Origin of the sequence: Mucilaginibacter sp. R-33 (assembly GCF_049949235.1) — a bacterium.
GTDB lineage: Bacteria > Bacteroidota > Bacteroidia > Sphingobacteriales > Sphingobacteriaceae > Mucilaginibacter.
Genome location: NZ_CP188089.1, coordinates 3,999,599 through 4,015,774 on the forward strand (window position 1 = coordinate 3,999,599; position 16,176 = coordinate 4,015,774).

17 protein-coding genes are annotated in these 16,176 nt (G+C 42.7%); 8 read left to right on the forward strand and 9 right to left on the reverse strand.

The genetic code is table 11. The features are described from left to right. Nucleotides 1-279 precede the first annotated feature (279 nt). From ACP26M_RS16545 to ACP26M_RS16555, 3 genes are read left to right on the forward strand one after another with little or no spacing between them, the layout of a single operon-like run. A complete protein-coding gene (locus ACP26M_RS16545; RefSeq protein ID WP_426581538.1) occupies nt 280-1,512 on the forward strand; it encodes an acyltransferase family protein in 1,233 nt (410 codons plus the stop codon). Nucleotides 1,513-1,519: 7 nt separating this feature from the next. Beyond that, entirely contained in the window at nt 1,520-2,863 is a 1,344-nt protein-coding gene (locus tag ACP26M_RS16550) for an acetylxylan esterase (protein ID WP_426581540.1), read from the forward strand. A gap of 21 nt (nt 2,864-2,884) precedes the next feature. After that, complete coding sequence (locus tag ACP26M_RS16555) at nt 2,885-3,733, forward strand: hypothetical protein (RefSeq protein ID WP_426581542.1); 849 nt, start codon at nt 2,885-2,887, stop codon at nt 3,731-3,733. Nucleotides 3,734-3,803: 70 nt separating this feature from the next. Here the strand turns inward: ACP26M_RS16555 and ACP26M_RS16560 are convergent, their stop codons facing one another. Then, nucleotides 3,804-4,364 (reverse strand): 5' nucleotidase, NT5C type, encoded by a 561-nt coding sequence (locus ACP26M_RS16560; protein WP_373614981.1) that lies wholly within the window; start codon nt 4,362-4,364, stop codon nt 3,804-3,806. Between the two features lie 66 nt (nt 4,365-4,430). On the opposite strand from ACP26M_RS16560, the gene ACP26M_RS16565 reads away from it, so the two are divergent. Further along, the gene (locus tag ACP26M_RS16565) at nt 4,431-5,180 is read left to right on the forward strand and encodes a DeoR/GlpR family DNA-binding transcription regulator (RefSeq protein WP_426581545.1); all 750 of its coding nucleotides are present in this window, start codon (nt 4,431-4,433) and stop codon (nt 5,178-5,180) included. 31 nt (nt 5,181-5,211) lie between these two features. On the opposite strand, the gene ACP26M_RS16570 is transcribed toward ACP26M_RS16565, so the two are convergent. From ACP26M_RS16570 to ACP26M_RS16580, 3 genes are all read right to left on the reverse strand, one after another. Beyond that, complete coding sequence (locus ACP26M_RS16570; protein WP_426581547.1) at nt 5,212-5,685, reverse strand: SRPBCC family protein; 474 nt, start codon at nt 5,683-5,685, stop codon at nt 5,212-5,214. 161 nt (nt 5,686-5,846) lie between these two features. Beyond that, nucleotides 5,847-6,683, reverse strand: coding sequence for a sulfurtransferase (locus ACP26M_RS16575; protein WP_176622433.1), 837 nt, complete (start codon nt 6,681-6,683; stop codon nt 5,847-5,849). Nucleotides 6,684-6,742: 59 nt separating this feature from the next. Further along, the gene (locus tag ACP26M_RS16580) at nt 6,743-7,216 is read right to left on the reverse strand and encodes a ribonuclease H-like YkuK family protein (RefSeq protein WP_090533971.1); all 474 of its coding nucleotides are present in this window, start codon (nt 7,214-7,216) and stop codon (nt 6,743-6,745) included. A 359-nt stretch (nt 7,217-7,575) separates the two neighbouring features. Between ACP26M_RS16580 and ACP26M_RS16585 the strand changes: the two genes are divergently transcribed. Further along, nucleotides 7,576-8,181, forward strand: a complete 606-nt coding sequence (locus ACP26M_RS16585) for an REP-associated tyrosine transposase (protein WP_426581550.1) — start codon at nt 7,576-7,578, stop codon at nt 8,179-8,181. A gap of 411 nt (nt 8,182-8,592) precedes the next feature. On the opposite strand, the gene ACP26M_RS16590 is transcribed toward ACP26M_RS16585, so the two are convergent. The 3 genes from ACP26M_RS16590 to ACP26M_RS16600 all read right to left on the reverse strand — a co-directional run bounded on the left by ACP26M_RS16590 (nt 8,593) and on the right by ACP26M_RS16600 (nt 10,351). Beyond that, on the reverse strand, nt 8,593-9,324 hold the full coding sequence (locus tag ACP26M_RS16590; RefSeq protein WP_426581552.1) for a lysophospholipid acyltransferase family protein: 732 nt from the start codon (nt 9,322-9,324) through the stop codon (nt 8,593-8,595). Nucleotides 9,325-9,363: 39 nt separating this feature from the next. After that, the gene (locus ACP26M_RS16595) at nt 9,364-9,924 is read right to left on the reverse strand and encodes an NUDIX domain-containing protein (RefSeq protein ID WP_426581554.1); all 561 of its coding nucleotides are present in this window, start codon (nt 9,922-9,924) and stop codon (nt 9,364-9,366) included. Between the two features lie 190 nt (nt 9,925-10,114). Beyond that, nucleotides 10,115-10,351 (reverse strand): hypothetical protein, encoded by a 237-nt coding sequence (locus ACP26M_RS16600; protein WP_112657594.1) that lies wholly within the window; start codon nt 10,349-10,351, stop codon nt 10,115-10,117. Between the two features lie 146 nt (nt 10,352-10,497). Between ACP26M_RS16600 and ACP26M_RS16605 the strand changes: the two genes are divergently transcribed. Then, entirely contained in the window at nt 10,498-12,387 is a 1,890-nt protein-coding gene (locus ACP26M_RS16605) for a M1 family metallopeptidase (RefSeq protein WP_426581556.1), read from the forward strand. 208 nt (nt 12,388-12,595) lie between these two features. On the opposite strand, the gene ACP26M_RS16610 is transcribed toward ACP26M_RS16605, so the two are convergent. Beyond that, nucleotides 12,596-13,030, reverse strand: coding sequence for a pentapeptide repeat-containing protein (locus ACP26M_RS16610; RefSeq protein ID WP_426581558.1), 435 nt, complete (start codon nt 13,028-13,030; stop codon nt 12,596-12,598). 326 nt (nt 13,031-13,356) lie between these two features. On the opposite strand from ACP26M_RS16610, the gene ACP26M_RS16615 reads away from it, so the two are divergent. Next, nucleotides 13,357-13,848 carry a DUF6265 family protein gene (locus ACP26M_RS16615; RefSeq protein WP_426581560.1) on the forward strand — a complete coding sequence of 164 codons (492 nt, stop codon included), beginning with the start codon at nt 13,357-13,359 and terminating at the stop codon, nt 13,846-13,848. Nucleotides 13,849-13,867: 19 nt separating this feature from the next. Here the strand turns inward: ACP26M_RS16615 and ACP26M_RS16620 are convergent, their stop codons facing one another. Continuing rightward, nucleotides 13,868-14,656: a helix-turn-helix domain-containing protein gene (locus ACP26M_RS16620; RefSeq protein ID WP_090533985.1), complete on the reverse strand. Its 789-nt coding sequence runs from the start codon at nt 14,654-14,656 to the stop codon at nt 13,868-13,870. A gap of 298 nt (nt 14,657-14,954) precedes the next feature. Here ACP26M_RS16620 and ACP26M_RS16625 point away from each other — a divergent pair, with 298 nt between their 5' ends. After that, nucleotides 14,955-15,953 (forward strand): hypothetical protein, encoded by a 999-nt coding sequence (locus ACP26M_RS16625; protein WP_426581563.1) that lies wholly within the window; start codon nt 14,955-14,957, stop codon nt 15,951-15,953. Nucleotides 15,954-16,176: the final 223 nt, after the last annotated feature.

Consider the following 16,176-nt stretch of genomic DNA (forward strand, 5'->3'; position numbering starts at 1 on the left):
TTTTTTCAGGATTTCCCTGATGGGTACCCGCAATGACGATGTTATAAAAAAAGCTTTGGAAACTTACGAGCCAACAAAATCCATCAATCCGGCCAATCCCCCCAAATCCCGGTTCTGGTTTAACGAATAAGCAAATCAATACTCTTCTCCCTGCAACTAAAAACTGCCACTGCAACTTAAAATATCACCACTTGCCGCTGTTACTTCCTAAACATTGGTATCTCTTTTGCAAACATTTACGTATAATTAAATTCATCTGAAAGTTAAAACACGTCCATTTTGTCACAACGAGCACAATCCAATTATATTCCGGCGTTAACAGGTGTAAGGGCTATGGCAGCTTACCTGGTTTTCATATCGCATTTTGCCTATGTGTTTGATGAGAAATTTCCCCACTCTGTGCAACGTTTCTTTAATGAGTTCCATATCGGGGTTACCATTTTCTTTGTGCTTTCGGGCTTTTTGATCGCATTTCGCTATTTTGATAGTTTTAAATTAACTAAAGCCTGGTTTCTGCAATACCTTAAAAACCGGGTAGCACGCATTTATCCCATGTACGCGCTGCTTACCATTGGCGCGTTCATAGCTTATCATTTTACCCAAAACCAAACAGTAACGGCAGGGCAAAACCCGGTGGTTATGTTTTTCATGAACATTGTTTTTATGCGCGGCTTTTTTGATCAGTTTAAGTTTACGGGCATTGCCCAGGGCTGGTCGCTCACGGTTGAAGAATGCTTTTATTTTTCGGCGCCATTTATTTTCCTTATCGCCACTAAATACAAAAAGTTTTATATCCAGCCTATCGCGGTTACCGGTTTAGGTGTTTTGCTTGTACTCATCTTTAGTCATGTAAACTGGTTCGGTTTCTTCGGCAACTTTACGTTCATGATGCTGTACACCTTTTTGGGCCGATGTTTTGAGTTTTTTGCAGGCATTCAGCTGGCGCTCATAGTACGCAAACAAAAGCTTGATGGTACCAGTAAAAAGAAGTTTACCTACCTGGGTTTTTTCCTGATCTTTTTTTGCGTGTGGATCATGTCTACGTTAACTATCCCGAAAGGATATGAAGCCGGTTTGCATAATCCCTGGGGCATTATAACCAATAACTATCTACTGGCTACCTCGATTGCAATCTTCTTTTATGGCTTGCTTACCGAAACTACCCTCCTTAAAAAGTTTTTAGCACACCCTTTTATTGAACTGCTGGGCAAAAGCTCCTACATATTTTACCTGATCCACTTAGGCTTTATGTACAATTTTATCCATCAGGGCATGAACAGTCTTAACGATTATGTTTTTGAGCTTTATGATAAATGGGGTGTCGACTGGCATTCGCCGTTTGAGTATGATAGTTTAAACCTTTTGTATGCCTTCATCGTTTTAAATATCATTTCAATAACGTTGTTTAAATTAATTGAAGAACCGCTTAATCACTATATCCGCAAGTCTGATTTCCTGATTAAAAACAAAGCACGCAATCCCGAAAATGAATCAGCTAAGATTAAAGCCTAATTACAACATGCTAAAAAACGCTAACAAACTACTGATCATTGCTTTCGCTTTACTGACCTGGTGTGCAGCCCTACCGGCCATGGCACAGGAAACTGAAAAAGGACCAGCCGAAACCAACGATAAGAGCGGTGGTGATGATGAAGTATCAACGGTATTAACTATCAATAATAAGGATGGTATATTCAGTTCAACAGCCTCGTTCAGCTTTGAAATTAAAAACACTTATGATACTAACCAGGAAGGTAGCATATCATACAATATCACCACCGAAAATGGGCAAATTATTAAAACCCTGTCAAAGCCGGTAAACCTTAGCAAAAAAAGCACTTCCAAATATGATTTTGAGGTACCCAACCTAAAAACGGGCTTTTACAAGCTTAACATGATGATCAACGTAAGCGATTATGACGATACCACCCGTCGCGCTTTCGGGATCAGGCCGGAGGAAATCAGGTCGCAATATGCCAAGCCGGCCGATTTTGACCAGTTTTGGCAAACCGCTAAAGATGAGTTGGCAAAGGTAAAACCCAACTACAAAATTACCGAAGCACCATCCATGAACACCGAAAACCGCAAGGTTTACGAAATAGAGATGAAATCGCTGGATAACCTTACCATCCGCGGTTACATGACGGTACCTATCAGCAAAAATAAAAATAAGAAATTTTCGGTATTGCTTGGCCTGCCCGGCTACCAGGTAAAGCTATATCCCATTGTAGGTGATGACCCCGACCTCGTGATTATCACCCTAAACACCCGCGGACAAGGTACCAGTCGCGATGTGATCCACACCGAGCGGGATGCCTTTATCTCCTATCATATTGAAGATAAAAACAAATATGTGATGCGCGGCGTAATTATGGATTGTGTACGCGCTGTTGATTTTATTTACGCGCAGCCCAATTTAAGACACGATCAGATCCTGGCAACCGGCGGTAGTATGGGCGGTTATTTATCGCTTGCGCTTTCAGGCGTCGATCACCGTATAAACCTTTGCTCGGCACAAAACCCCATCATGAGCGATATCCGCAATTTGGTTGGCGCTGTTGAATGGCCCATTAACGATATCAAAAAATATGTTTTAAGCAAACCCGGCGTAACCTTTAACCAGGTATTAAACAATCTTGATTATTACGATGCCAAAAACTTTGCAACAACTATAAAATGCCCAACAATTTTAGGTCTGGGCCTTTTGGACCCCTACGTACCGCCAGCCAATGGTTACGCGGTGTTCAACTCAATAAATACTGATAAACACGTATTGGTATTTAAAAACCTTGCACATGAGGTGAGCCAGGTATACAAAGATTATGAGGGCCGTTGGATGCGCGATACCTTTGGTTTGTTTTAAAACTTTTAAAATCTTAAACACATGACCTTGAAAAATACTTTATCAAAATATTTGCTTACGGGGATAGTAATATTCGCCATTGCTACGGGTAAAAGTTATGCCGGAGGGTTCCCGGTAAGGCCGGGCAGGATCTCACTATCGCCATCAGCAACTTACTTTTTTGCCAATAAAGCCTGGGATGCCGACAGCCATAAAGGAGCATTTGCCAATAATGGTAAGTTCAGCTCATGGAGTTATTCCTTATACTCAGAAGTTGGCTTAAGCCGCAAGTTTACCCTATCAGTACTTGCGCCTTATGTAATAAATACTTTTAGTACTGATCTTGGTACAAGCAAAAGCTCAGGTTTCCAGGACCTGGAAGTGGGTATCAGGTATTACCTGGCCAATATCAGTTATAAATACTACTTCAGCTTACAGGGTACGGCTATTTTACCCATGTACACCAACACCGCGCTGGGCTATAACCAAAAAGGGGCCGAACTTAAACTGGCCTTTGCAGGCAGCGGGCATTTGTTTGGTAAAAACTCATTCTTCATTCTCGAAAACGGTGTACGCGAGTACTTTGGTTACGAAAGCGTTTTCCAGGACAGGTACAATGCCACATACGGCTTAACGCTCGATAAAAAATTCCGCGAGCAGATCTCGCTAAGCGTAGGCGGCTTTTATGCCACCAGTATTAATAAGGATTTTAACGTGAACCCCAGCGCCAGTAAAAACTTTGCTTTTAACCAGGTATCGTTAAGTTATGGCCATGCGTTCGCTAAAAGCCTGTCGCTGTTTTTAACAGGCGGCACCTTTATTACCGGGCGCAATACCGGCGCAGGTTCCAGTTTTTCGGCATCACTTAATTACCGGATAGATACGAAGTAGCCCTATAAAAGCTAAAAGTGGAAGGCATAAGCTTAAAGCAATAGTTATCAATAAACTTCTTTAGATTCTGCTATGCTAAATCTGCAGAAGTTTTTTCCATTTCAAACAGGTTCAACACCTCATCCCAATTGTGAACCCGCACGTGCTGGTGCTCATGTTTGTTGTGATGCGCGTTAAACATGATGGCTTTGCCGCTGCAATAGTCGAGGTTTTTACAATGGTCATCTATCATGTAATCGGTATGGATGATACTTTTATCGCCACACAGCACAATATTACGCCAGCTGATAAACGGGAAATATTCCTGAAGCCATTCTAACTTTTCGGATAACGACAGCGGGAATTCCGTAGCGGCGGATACAATGTATACCTCGTAATCTTCCATCAGTTTTCTAACGGCCTCAATAGCGCCGGGCATAACCGGCAGCGTACGGAAAAATCCGGGCAGGTTCAGGGAAGCCTTCGTTGCAGCATCTAAGGGAAAAGCCTCGGCATGTGATAAGCCATCAATAGCCTCAAGGGTTTTCGTAATACCGTACAACTGTTCATAATATTTGATCAGTTGCGGCTCAACATCGGCCATAACACCGTCCATATCGATGGCGATAGTTTTCTTTGTTTGCGTTTTCATGCAACAAATCAAAACAAAATTGCAATATTTTGCAAATTATTTATAAATTTGCATCATATTGCAAACATGGTAAGAGAAGAAAGACTCCAGATCATTTTAGATCACGTATCAAAAGACAACAAAGTTATGCTTGCCAAACTGAGCGAAAAACTCAATGTTTCGGAAGATACAGTACGCCGGGATATTAAAGTATTGGCCGACCAGAAGTTGCTAACAGCAGTAAGGGGCGGCGCGGTTGCCCACTCTCCCATTCCGCACCATTACCGCGCGAGGGAAAAGCATGATATTGCCTCTAAGAAAGTCATCGCATCAAAAGTGTTGAGTTTTTTAAAAGACGGACAGGTTGTACTTTTTGATGGCGGCACATCAACATTAGCTGTGGCTGAAAGCCTGCCGGATGACTTGAGGATCACCGTAGTTACCAACAGCTTTCCGGTTGCAAGCGCGCTTGAAGATCATCCAACAGTTGAGGTGATATTTGCCGGGGGGCGTCTGTATAAATCGTCCTTTACTACCATCGGCCATGAAACCATCAATGCCTTCAGGAATATCCGGGCCGATCTTTGCATTTTCGGGATTTGCAGTGTGCACCCTGCCATCGGCATCACAACCAGGGATTATGAAGAGGCCGAGATCAAGAAAACGATGATAGAAGTATCGAAAGAAACTATCGCCTTATCCACCTTAGAAAAAATAAATAAAGCCGATTCTTATTACATTGGCCCGGTAACAGAACTGGACACCATCATTACCGATGTATCTCCCGACAATGAAGAACTTTCGGCATACAAGGAAGCAGGCATTAATATCTTTTAATATAACACTACCGCTGGCTTTCAGCTGTGATTTAACACTTGTACTTCCCAAACAGATCCTCTATCGCCCTGGTACGGTAATCGAAGATCTGTTCTACCTTGCCTTTAACAAAAACGTTGTTCGCCAGCCTGCCAATCGCGCCATAAGGGATAGCATAATGTAAAAGATCGGTCATGTGAACACCGCCATTTATTTCTTTAAAATGGTGCTGATGATGCCATAGCGCGTATGGCCCGAAACGCTGCTCATCAACAAAATACTTTTTATCATCAACATGGGTGATCTCTGTCATCCAGTTCATTTTAATACCTAATAACGGCGAGATCTTATAAGTGATGATCATTCCGGGGTACATTTTTGTCTCGGCGGTATAATCAGATGTTACTACGAAGCTCATGTCACTGGGTGTGATCTTAGCCAAATTTAATGGCGACGAAAAAAAATCCCAGGCCTGATCAAGGCTGATAGGAATGGATTGTTCTTTTTTTAAAACGTATGTTTTCACGATGACGTAACAAGAAGGGACGGATAAGTGTTTTGGTCGACTCGCCCAATGGGCTATAAAATGATGTCATTGCGAGCGTAGCGCGGCAATCGCATGCCATACAGAACCGCTCTGCGTCCGTGCGATTGCTTCGTTCCTCGCAATGACATTTTTTTCTGACCCTACCGATCTTCCTTCCCTATTGGCAAATCCCTTCTTGACCATTCGCTCCAGGAGCCAACGTAAAGCTTTGGGCCGCTGATGCCCGCGTAATCCATACCCAGTAAGGTATGACAGGCTGTAACACCCGAACCGCAGTGAACTATTACTTCGCTATGCGCTACATCGCCAATTGCAGCATCATAAGCCTTTCGCAACTCATCAGCGGGTAAATACCTACCGTCGGCACCGAGGTTGTTGATATAAGGCAGGTTTAACGCCCCGGGGATATGACCGGCTATCAAATCCAAAGGTTCAGTTTGGCCTAAATAACGTGGTGTTTCGCGCACATCAATTACCAGTCGTGAGGGATCCTGTGCAGCTTCTCCGGCCTCCGCTATCTCAACAGTATTTGCATATTCGTGTGTTACCGGGTACGGATCAACGGCAACCGGGGTATAAACTTCAGTGCTAAATGTTATACCTGCATCTTTAGCGGCCTGTAAGCCGCCATTTAGTACCTGTACGTTTTCATGACCAATTGCCCGCAGCATCCACCACAAACGTGATGCGCTGAACGCGCCTGATTTATCGTCATAAACCACTACGTGACTGTCGGGTGTAATGCCCCAGTTACCTAACAGTACGGCAAACTCCTGTATATTAGGCAACGGATGTCTGCCGCCAAAGGCAGGGTCATCGGGTTTAGTGGTAAGGTGCTGATCAAGGTCGGCGTAGATGGCGTGGTTTAAATGGCCTGCCAGGTAACGCTGGTAAGAGTCCTGCCCTCCGCGAGCATCAATAAGAATAGTATCCTGTGCGGCTAAAGCCGGGTCGTTGATTTCAATAAGTGGCGACATAGGTATATCTGATATGTTTTAATATCAAATATAGATACACGCTTTGGGTTTCGGCAAATTTACTGCACTATTTTATTGGCGCAGTATGAGCTTGCAAAAGCCTCGGGCTTGGCCTTAAACACAAAACCCATGCTCAGGATGTAACCCATAGCCTCGTGCAGGGCCGCGTTACTTTTAAACATCGGGTTGGTGTTAATGTCGGCATGTACCTCAAGCTCCACATCATACAGGTCGAGCAAATCGCAAAGCTTGTAAGCAATGTCGATAGACTTCTGCACCTCGCTCAGCATCCTTTCTTTAATGCTCATTTTTTGCGAAGTACGCTCCTGGTGTATAAACATAAAAGCGCCGCGTTTTTCGCGCAGAAACACGATCACCGTTGCAAAATCCGTTACGGATCCTTTAACTTGCGAGTCGGTGCCGATACATACTTTTAGCTTGTTGCCAAGGAGGGCTTCGCGTTCAATTGCCTTTTCAACCTCTTCCATAATGGGCGATTGGATTACTTCGCCGCTGAATTTTCTCCAGGTCATAAAAATTATTTTAGGTAAATTTTAGGCGACCTCTTTTATGGGTCTATAAAAATAAGCGATAACGTTTCATATTAACGTAAATAACATGTGATTTATTTGTTAACATTTAGCTGATTATTAACAGATTAATTGCATTTCGGGTATCGGGTTTGGGATTTGGGATTTTTCGTCCCCTCAGGGTCTCTCGCAGAGGACCTTTAACTGGTCGAAGTTTAGCGATAGCGTAACTTCGTCCCAAAACAAGGCAAGCATCCTGCTTGCGGAAGCGGAAAAGTAAATTTCGTCCCCTCAGGGTCTCTCGCAGAGGACCCTGAGGTTGGCAATCATCTTTAGATCCATAATTATCTTTATATTTAACTATGGCTACCCGAACTTTACATAATGATTCCGGCGAGACCTGGTTTATAACTTTTACCTGTTATAATTGGATTCCTTTATTCGAAATCACACAATCGTATAAAATGCTATATGATTGGCTTCGATTTATAGCAGAGAATTACAAGGTGCAAACTCATGCTTTTGTATTGATGCCTAATCATGTTCATCTGATTATTAAAATGCCCGATACAGAAGCAGGGCTTAACAAGATAATCAGTAATGGCAAAAGATTTATGGCTTATGAACTTGTAAAAAAGCTTACAGCATCAGGCAAAATCGACCTTCTTAATCAACTTTCGGCGGCATGTACCGAAAAAGAAAAAAACAAAGGACAAAAGCATAAAGTTTTTGAACAGTCATTTGATGCCAAGCCCATATACTCTACGGCCTTTCTCTATCAAAAAATAGATTATATTCATCATAATCCGGTATCCGGAAAATGGTTATTATGCGATGATTTTACTAAATACCCACATAGCAGTGCAGCCTTTTATCATTCTGCAAAGCCTCATGAATTTTTAACCATAATAGATTATCGGGATTTTTGGACAGGCATAAACCATGTGAGACCAGTGAGGCTACTTTAAACATAGCAGCTGGCTTGGCGTAGATCATCAGGGTCCTCTGCGAGAGACCCTGATGGGACGGGATTTGTTAACATTTAGCTGATTATTAACAGATTAATTGCATTTCGGGTATCGGGTTTGGGATTTGGGATTTTTCGTCCCCTCAGGGTCTCTCGCAGAGGACCTTTAACTGGTCGAAGTTTAGCGATAGCGTAACTTCGTCCCAAAACAAAGCAAGCATCCTGCTTGCGGGAGCGGAAAAGTAGATTGATAGTACAGTTAAGCTGAAAGCTTAACACATTTTAGGGCGAACTTAAGCTATCGCTAAACTTCGACCAGGGAAGGGTAGATTCTCAGGGATATCTGAGAGAGACCTGATGGAACGGAAAAGCAAAAATAAAAAATTCGAAATCGAAACTCCGAGATCCGAAATCAGGACAGCGCAGCCTTGATCCTGTTCTCGGCTTCAAGTACAAGGTCGCCAATCGGGGTTTTACCGGGCTCAATGGGTTCAAGCACTGTCCAGCTCATGGATATAAAAGTATTAAGCGGATAAAAGCCATATTGTACAACTTTCCAGCTATTTTTTATGGCGATAGGCACCAGCAATGCCTCAGGGCATTTTTTTAAAAGCATGGCAACACCTCCCGGCTGAAAAGATCGTACTACGCCATCTTTGGAGCGGGTGCCCTCGGGAAAGATCACTGCCGACCAGTTATTGGCCTTCATGCGCTCACCCAAACTTATCATTTCGGTCATGGACTGACGGGAGTCTTTCCTGTCGATATTAGCACCGCCGCCGTGTTTCAGATTATAACTGATAGAGGGGATCCCTTTGGTAAGCTCTATTTTAGAAACAAACTTAGCGTGATATTTGCGCAGGTAATAAATCAAGGGCGGGATATCAAGCAAACTTTGATGATTGGCCACAAATATAATTGGCCTGCCCATCGGCAAATTTTGTTTATTGATGAAAGTCACCGTATCGCCAATGATATAAAAAGTGCGAAACAGGCATAAGTTCAGGATATCAACCGAACGTTTGTGCGCGGCATAGCCAAAAAAACGAAAGCAGATCCACTGGATGGGGTGAAAAATAACCAGGGCTAAAAAAAATGCAATTATGGCAAAGGGCGACAGGATATAGCCTAATAACTTCTTCATCAATGGGCAAAGTTATATTTTTTTTAGTAAAGCGGTAATTTACAAACGGTTTTCTGTTAGTAACAACTGTACTTTAAGCACTGCGGCAACAGTCATGGCATCAGTAATTTCGCCATTACAAACCATGCGGTACATTTCAGCAAAAGGCACTTTTTTGATGATCAGCTGCTCGGTCTCTTCGGGCTCGGACTCAAACTGCTCAAGGCCTCGGGCCAGGTACAATATGCTCAACTCATCGCTTACCGAATTACTGAGGTGCAAGCGCTGGATCTCTGTCCACCGTGAAGCTTTTAAACCGGTTTCTTCCAGTAATTCACGCTTAGCCGAATCAAGCGGATCCGTTCCCTCAGGGCCGCCGCCTTCGGGCATCTCCCAACTGTACTGATTTAACGGGAAGCGGTATTGGCCCACGAGGTAGGTATTTAGTTCTTCATCTAAAGGTAAAACACCTATGGCCAGATTTTTATAGTGTACTTTGCCATAAATACCGGGATTACCGGCTGGGTTAATCACCTGGTATTCGGTAACGTTGATCCAGGGGTTATCGTAAATGTCTTTTTGAGATGTTATTTTCCAGGGATTATCTTCAGGGTGATGCATGGCCTAAAAATAGACATCTTTTATTAAAAAAAATGTCATTTCGACTGAGCAGCGCAGGTTGTGAGTAATGGCGCGAAAGAGAAATCTTCTGTATCAGGCTTTACAACTAAACCTGTAAAAGTCCGGGGCGTAGAAGATTTCTGCTCTCCCCTGACACACAAAACCCATCTCGGGTTCATTAATTTTTTATCTACTCCGCTACATACTCCAGTTTCACCTGCACGTTCAGGTCTTCATGCATCCGGGCAAACTGGCGCGGATTGCGGGTAAAGTCGGGATCAGTGTCCATATAAATGTTGGTGATCTTAACCATTTCGGGGTGTTTATCAGTACCTATATTATAGGTAAGCCCCTCGCCGCTTTCTAAACTTTGTTTTAGCTCAAGGTATTGCTTACCAGTTACAATAATCATTTTTTCGGCAGTCATGGATACTATTTATATATAAATGGATAAACTCAAAACCGTGAGTTGATTTGCCCAGTAACATACCGGCGATACAAAATTATCGCTTACCGGGTTCTGTAACGGTTTATTATATTTACCTCAAATATAACTCATATATATCCGCATAAATGATCAGTATTAAAAAATTATTGCCCTTTGCTTTATTATTGGGCGGTACTGCAGCATTGGCCCAGCAAAGCTTACCCATAGCTGTAAACCTGCAAAAAACCTATACCAAAGGCACACGTACCACAACCGGAGCACCCGGCAAAAATTACTGGCAAAATACGGCCGACTATAAGATCAAAGTAAATTTCGACCCTAAAACCCGCCTGGTAAGCGGTACTGTTGGTATTGATTATGTTAACAATAGTCCCGATACTTTAAAAAGGGTGCAATTTAAGCTCTATCCCAACTTGTATAAAAAAGGTGTGGCACGTCAAATGCAGGTTTCGGCAGATGACCTTACCGATGGAGTGGTGATCAAAAGCCTTACAATTGATAACAGGACACCCGGCAGCACTGAACCCCGCCGAATGAGCGGCACGAATATGACACAAAAGGTATCTCCCATTGCTCCAAAACAAAAGGTACATTTTGACATCAGCTATGCTTACACTTTAAACAAGGGCTCGCATATCCGTACCGGCCAGGTTGATACGGGCGCATTCTTTATTGCCTATTTCTTTCCACGAGTAGCTGTTTATGATGATATTGATGGCTGGAACGATTATCCTTATGTGGGCGCACAGGAATTTTATAATGATTTTTGCCATTTCAGTGCCGAGATCACAGTACCCGGCGATTATAAGGTTTGGGCAACCGGCGATCTGAAAAACGCTGATGATGTTTACGATAGCCGCATTGTTAAACGCATTGCTGATGCAGGCGCGAGTGATAAAGTAACTGATATTATTACCGAAGATGATATTAAAGCAGGCAACATCACCAAAAACAACCCAACCAACACCTGGAAGTTTGAGGCCGATAGCGTTACCGATTTTGTATTTGCTGCCAGCAATCATTATTTGTGGAAAGCATCGAGCCTGGTGGTTGATCCGAAAACCGGCAGGCGCACCCGTGTTGATGCAGTGTTTAACGAAAAACATAAAGATTACTATGCAGTAGTTGATTATGCCCGTAAAACGGTAGAGGTGATGAGCTACAAATTCCCTAAATGGCCATATCCATACCAGCATGAAACCGTTTTTGATGGTTTGGACCAGATGGAGTATCCGATGATGGTAAACGATAACCCGCTCGAAGATAAGGCCGATGCCATTGAGCTTACCGATCATGAAATTTTCCATACTATGTTTCCGTTTTACATGGGCATTAACGAAACCAAATACGGCTGGATGGACGAAGGCTGGGCAACCATCGGCGAATGGCTGGTAAGTCCGGAGATTGATCCCTCCATAGTGGATCCATATGGTGTTGCCGCTGTTGAACAAAGCGCCGGCCACGAGGTTGATGTGCCGGTAATGACCCTTACACCAATGCTCACAGGCCCTGCCGGTTTTACCGACAGCTATCCCAAACCAGGCCTGGGCTATTTATACGTAAAAGATATGCTTGGCGATGAGATGTTTACCAAGGCACTGCATTACTACATTGCACAATGGCACGGCAAACACCCTATGCCGTACGACTTTTTTAATTGTATGAACACCGGCTCGGGCATAAACCTTAACTGGTTTTGGAAAGCCTGGTTCTTTGATAATGGCGTAACCGATCTGGCTATCAGCAAAGTGACCAATGCCGGGCAAAATTATAGTGCCATGATCACCAGGGTTGGCAGCAAACCCATTCCCGTAAATTTAACGGTTTATTATACCGATGGCACTACCGAACTGGTGCATAAAAGTATTGCTGTTTGGGCGGCCGGTAACAAAACAACTACAGTTAATTTCGCCGCCAAAAAAGCAGTAAAAAAATTAGTATTGGGCACCACTTATGATCCAGACAGCAATAAAAAGGATAATGTGTGGGTAAGCAGCAAATTAATTGAAAGCTAAAAACGGAATGCACAAAGCCGAAAGCTAATAATGTGATAAATAAAAAAAGCGTCATTGCGAGGTACGAAGCAATCCCCAATAAGCAGAGCAGCTATGCAGATTTGCCCTGTAAAGTCGGGGATTGCTTCGTACCTTGCAATGACGACCTTCTTACCGTCCCATCAGGGTCTCTCGCAGAGGACCCTGATGTATGCGCCATGCAGATTTACTATATCCCCTGCTTTTGATACGCCCTCAGCAGTTCATCCACATCAATCCCATTAATTTTCATACCGTTCAAATCGCAATCGGTAATATCAACACCACTTAAGTTGCAATCAGTTATTGTGCTGCCCTGCAAGTCGCAGTTCTCAAATTTAAGGGGGCGCTGCTTCACAGCAGGATCATAAGCCGGATGACCTTCGGGCGGCATACCTATATCATGGATATAAGCACCGCCAAGCTGGGCGTATTTTATTTCCAGGTCACTTAAATTGGCATCTTCAATTTTAAGCCCGGTTATACAAACATCCTTAAGGCTTGCATTGTTCATCATCGTTTGCTCAAAGCTTGAACCATTAAGCAGAGCGCATTTAACATCAAGTACCTTTTGAGTTTCTTTTATAACAATGATTTCGGGGTTGTTATTTGCTGAGTTTTCCATGATTCATTATTGATTTATTCAAAGATGCTGAAAATGAACGCCAAAGCAAGGTTATACACGCGACAAATGACGGGTGTATTTGCGACAAATGAATACTCACTATCTCGTTTAAAATTTAGGCTAAAGCCAGCTCGGTTCACTAAATACCCGTTGGTTAAAACCAACGGCAATGAATCAAAACAGACATAAAATATCATTACAACTTCATTGCCGTCACTTTTAAGTGACGGAGAATTAAAATGAAGCTTCGGCTTTAGCCGAACCCGTCACTCAGGCGTTGGATTTCCTCCTTTCAATTTGTAACTTCAATTACTTATTTACCACTCATGACCCTGCTCCACCAATTCAAATTGCAGTTACTTATTGTATTATGCATTAATTCTGCTCATAGCATTTTTGGCCAGCAAAAAAACCAGCCTATCACGCATGCTAAATGGTTGATCGGCAGCTGGAAAAATCAATCGGCAAAAACAGTGGATATTGAAACATGGAAAAAGCTTAACGACAGTACCTTTATCGGCAGAAGCTATTCGTTGACTGGTGCAGATACGGTATCATCCGAACATATCCGTATGGAGCAACATAAAGGCAAGCTTTACTATATCCCAACGGTAAACAATCAAAATGGCGGCAAAGCGGTAACTTTTACGCTTACCTCATCTAACAACAAACACCTCGTTTTTGAAAATCCGGAGCATGATTTCCCGCAAAAAATAACCTATACCCAAATCACTAACAACTCGTTGGTGGCCGAAATATCGGGGACAAGGAAAGGCTGGCAAAAGGCAATACAATTCCCGATGAAAAGAGTCAAATAAGAGAGGAGCGGCTTTATATCTATTGCAAAAATTCGGCTATATCACGACCATAAAATTCTTTAAACAGTTTCCGGAAATAAGCCGGGGTTTCAAACCCTGCTATATAAGATATTTCGGCCACGGTACGGTATTTACCACTATTGATTGCCTCCATCGACATCAGTAAACGGATTCGCCGGATATAATTATTTGGCGTAATACCCGTGGTGTTTTTTATGCGCCGATGCAGTTGTCTTTCACTTAAACCCATTTCATTACTTAACAATACAATGATCAAATCAACTTTTCCAATATATTTTCTTACCAGCGTTTCAAGCTCATAAAGCCAAAGCTGATCGGCAATAGAAAGTTCACTGATTGGCTTTAGATTATGTGTACTTAACTCCGCCCCTCTTTCAATTTCGTTATTTTTTACCGATACGAGTGATACTTTGCTAAATTCTTCCAGTTTCTTTTTGTCGGTAATATTCCTGGCAATAGCAAAAACCAGCTGCTGTTTTTGTACCGGCATCGAGATCCATGAAAGCCATACTATTTCTCCGCTTTTGGTTACATACCTGTTTTCAAAATTATACAGCGGATTGTTTTTCTTTATACTCTCACGTTTACTTGCGGTGATGCTTCTGTCTTCGGGATAAACAAATGAATCGATAGGCCTTGCAAACAGTTCGCTTTCGGTATAACCTAAAGTTTTGGAAACAGCCGGGTTAATTTTTTTAAAGTAACCATCAAACCCGGCAACACATAACCAATCGGGCGACAAGCGAAAGAAGTATTCCAGATCAAAAATCTCATTGAAGTTTTCCATATAAATTTCAGTTCCTCTTGTAAGGGAACGCAACACATTTGGTAATTAAAAGCAATATAGCCACAGGTTGTGAAAAGGCAAATTCAAAAGAAACCATTTTTTATGATACCCATAAATATTTAACATAAACTGGCAGGATTCTTTAGTAAAATGTCAGTAATGTTAACTTTTCCAAACCGGATTTTATCTGCTTAAAGTGAAACAACCAACCGCTATATCCCGTTATGCAAAAGCTTGATTATTCATAAACCAGTGGCAATAGTACAATTGAGTGTTTTTTCATATTATTACGGATAATATGAAAACCCTATACCAAAACACAATTAAACTCATTCCCTTCGCTTTACTGGCTATATCATTACAAAGCTGTATTAAACAGCCGGGAGCATGGCGAAACGACCAGATTCCCGGCGGTAAACGCGACGATTTCCACAAACTTAACGAACAACTGCTCCATGACCTCCGTACCGGCAACAGTGATGATATCAGCAATATGGAATCGCGGGAGATGCTGGACGACAAGTCAAATCTAAGGCAAATAGACTTGGTAGGCAACGCTGTTAAAACTGCCGACTATGATATTTACGATGAATATTACATTGTAAATAAACATCGCAGTACAGATACCATAGGCAATCCGTCGGCAGGCATTAACAGTTATAAAATGATCTATAATGGTATTACCCATGAAATGTACATGGTGCTTTTTTTGCCAAAGGATAAAAACCTGCCTAACCAGGAAATGATTACCGCCCTGTATGCCAAATACGATTATGGCTGGAAACTAACCTCGGTAAATGTAAATACTTATAAAATTAATGGCAAAACAGCCCCGGAGCTTTATGAGCTGGGAAAAAAGAAATACAATAAACAGCATTTTGCCGATGCCCGTTTAACCCTTGAGCTTGCTTTACAATGTACCGCCCCTAACGACTACTGGCAATACGAACACGATACCGATGCAGGCAAATTATTCCAGGATGCTGCCGAGGCAACAGTAAAACAATACCGTTTCCCGGTAGTAATTGATGGTGTTGCAGGCGAACCGCGGGTATTCCGGATTGGCAATCAGAAAAACAGCCACGGCTGGTTCCCGGTAATTTTTTATACAACCAAAGTAAACATTGCCGATACCAACGCGGTAAAAAGCGAGAACACGCAGATCGGGAAGGTTATTAACAAACTACTACCGGGTATTACTGAGGATAAGGATTATATTTTCTACTCTGCCTGCAGCAAACTGCCGCTGGGCGCCGCAAGGGTTGAGCATTTTGATATTACAGATAAGTTGAGATAACAGGCTATAAATCCCCGTCGTGATGCCGACCTTGTTTCGGCACCCCACAGGACAAGTAGCCGATTTGCTCAGCGCGATTGCTTAGCGAGTGGGGTGTTGAAACAACATGACAAACAAAAAAGGGAGCACCGGGCAAAGCCTTGCTGCAGCGATGGATGACATATCTTTGAGCCCCCCCTAAATAAAAGAAGCCCCGGAACAATTAATGCTCCGGGGCTTCTTT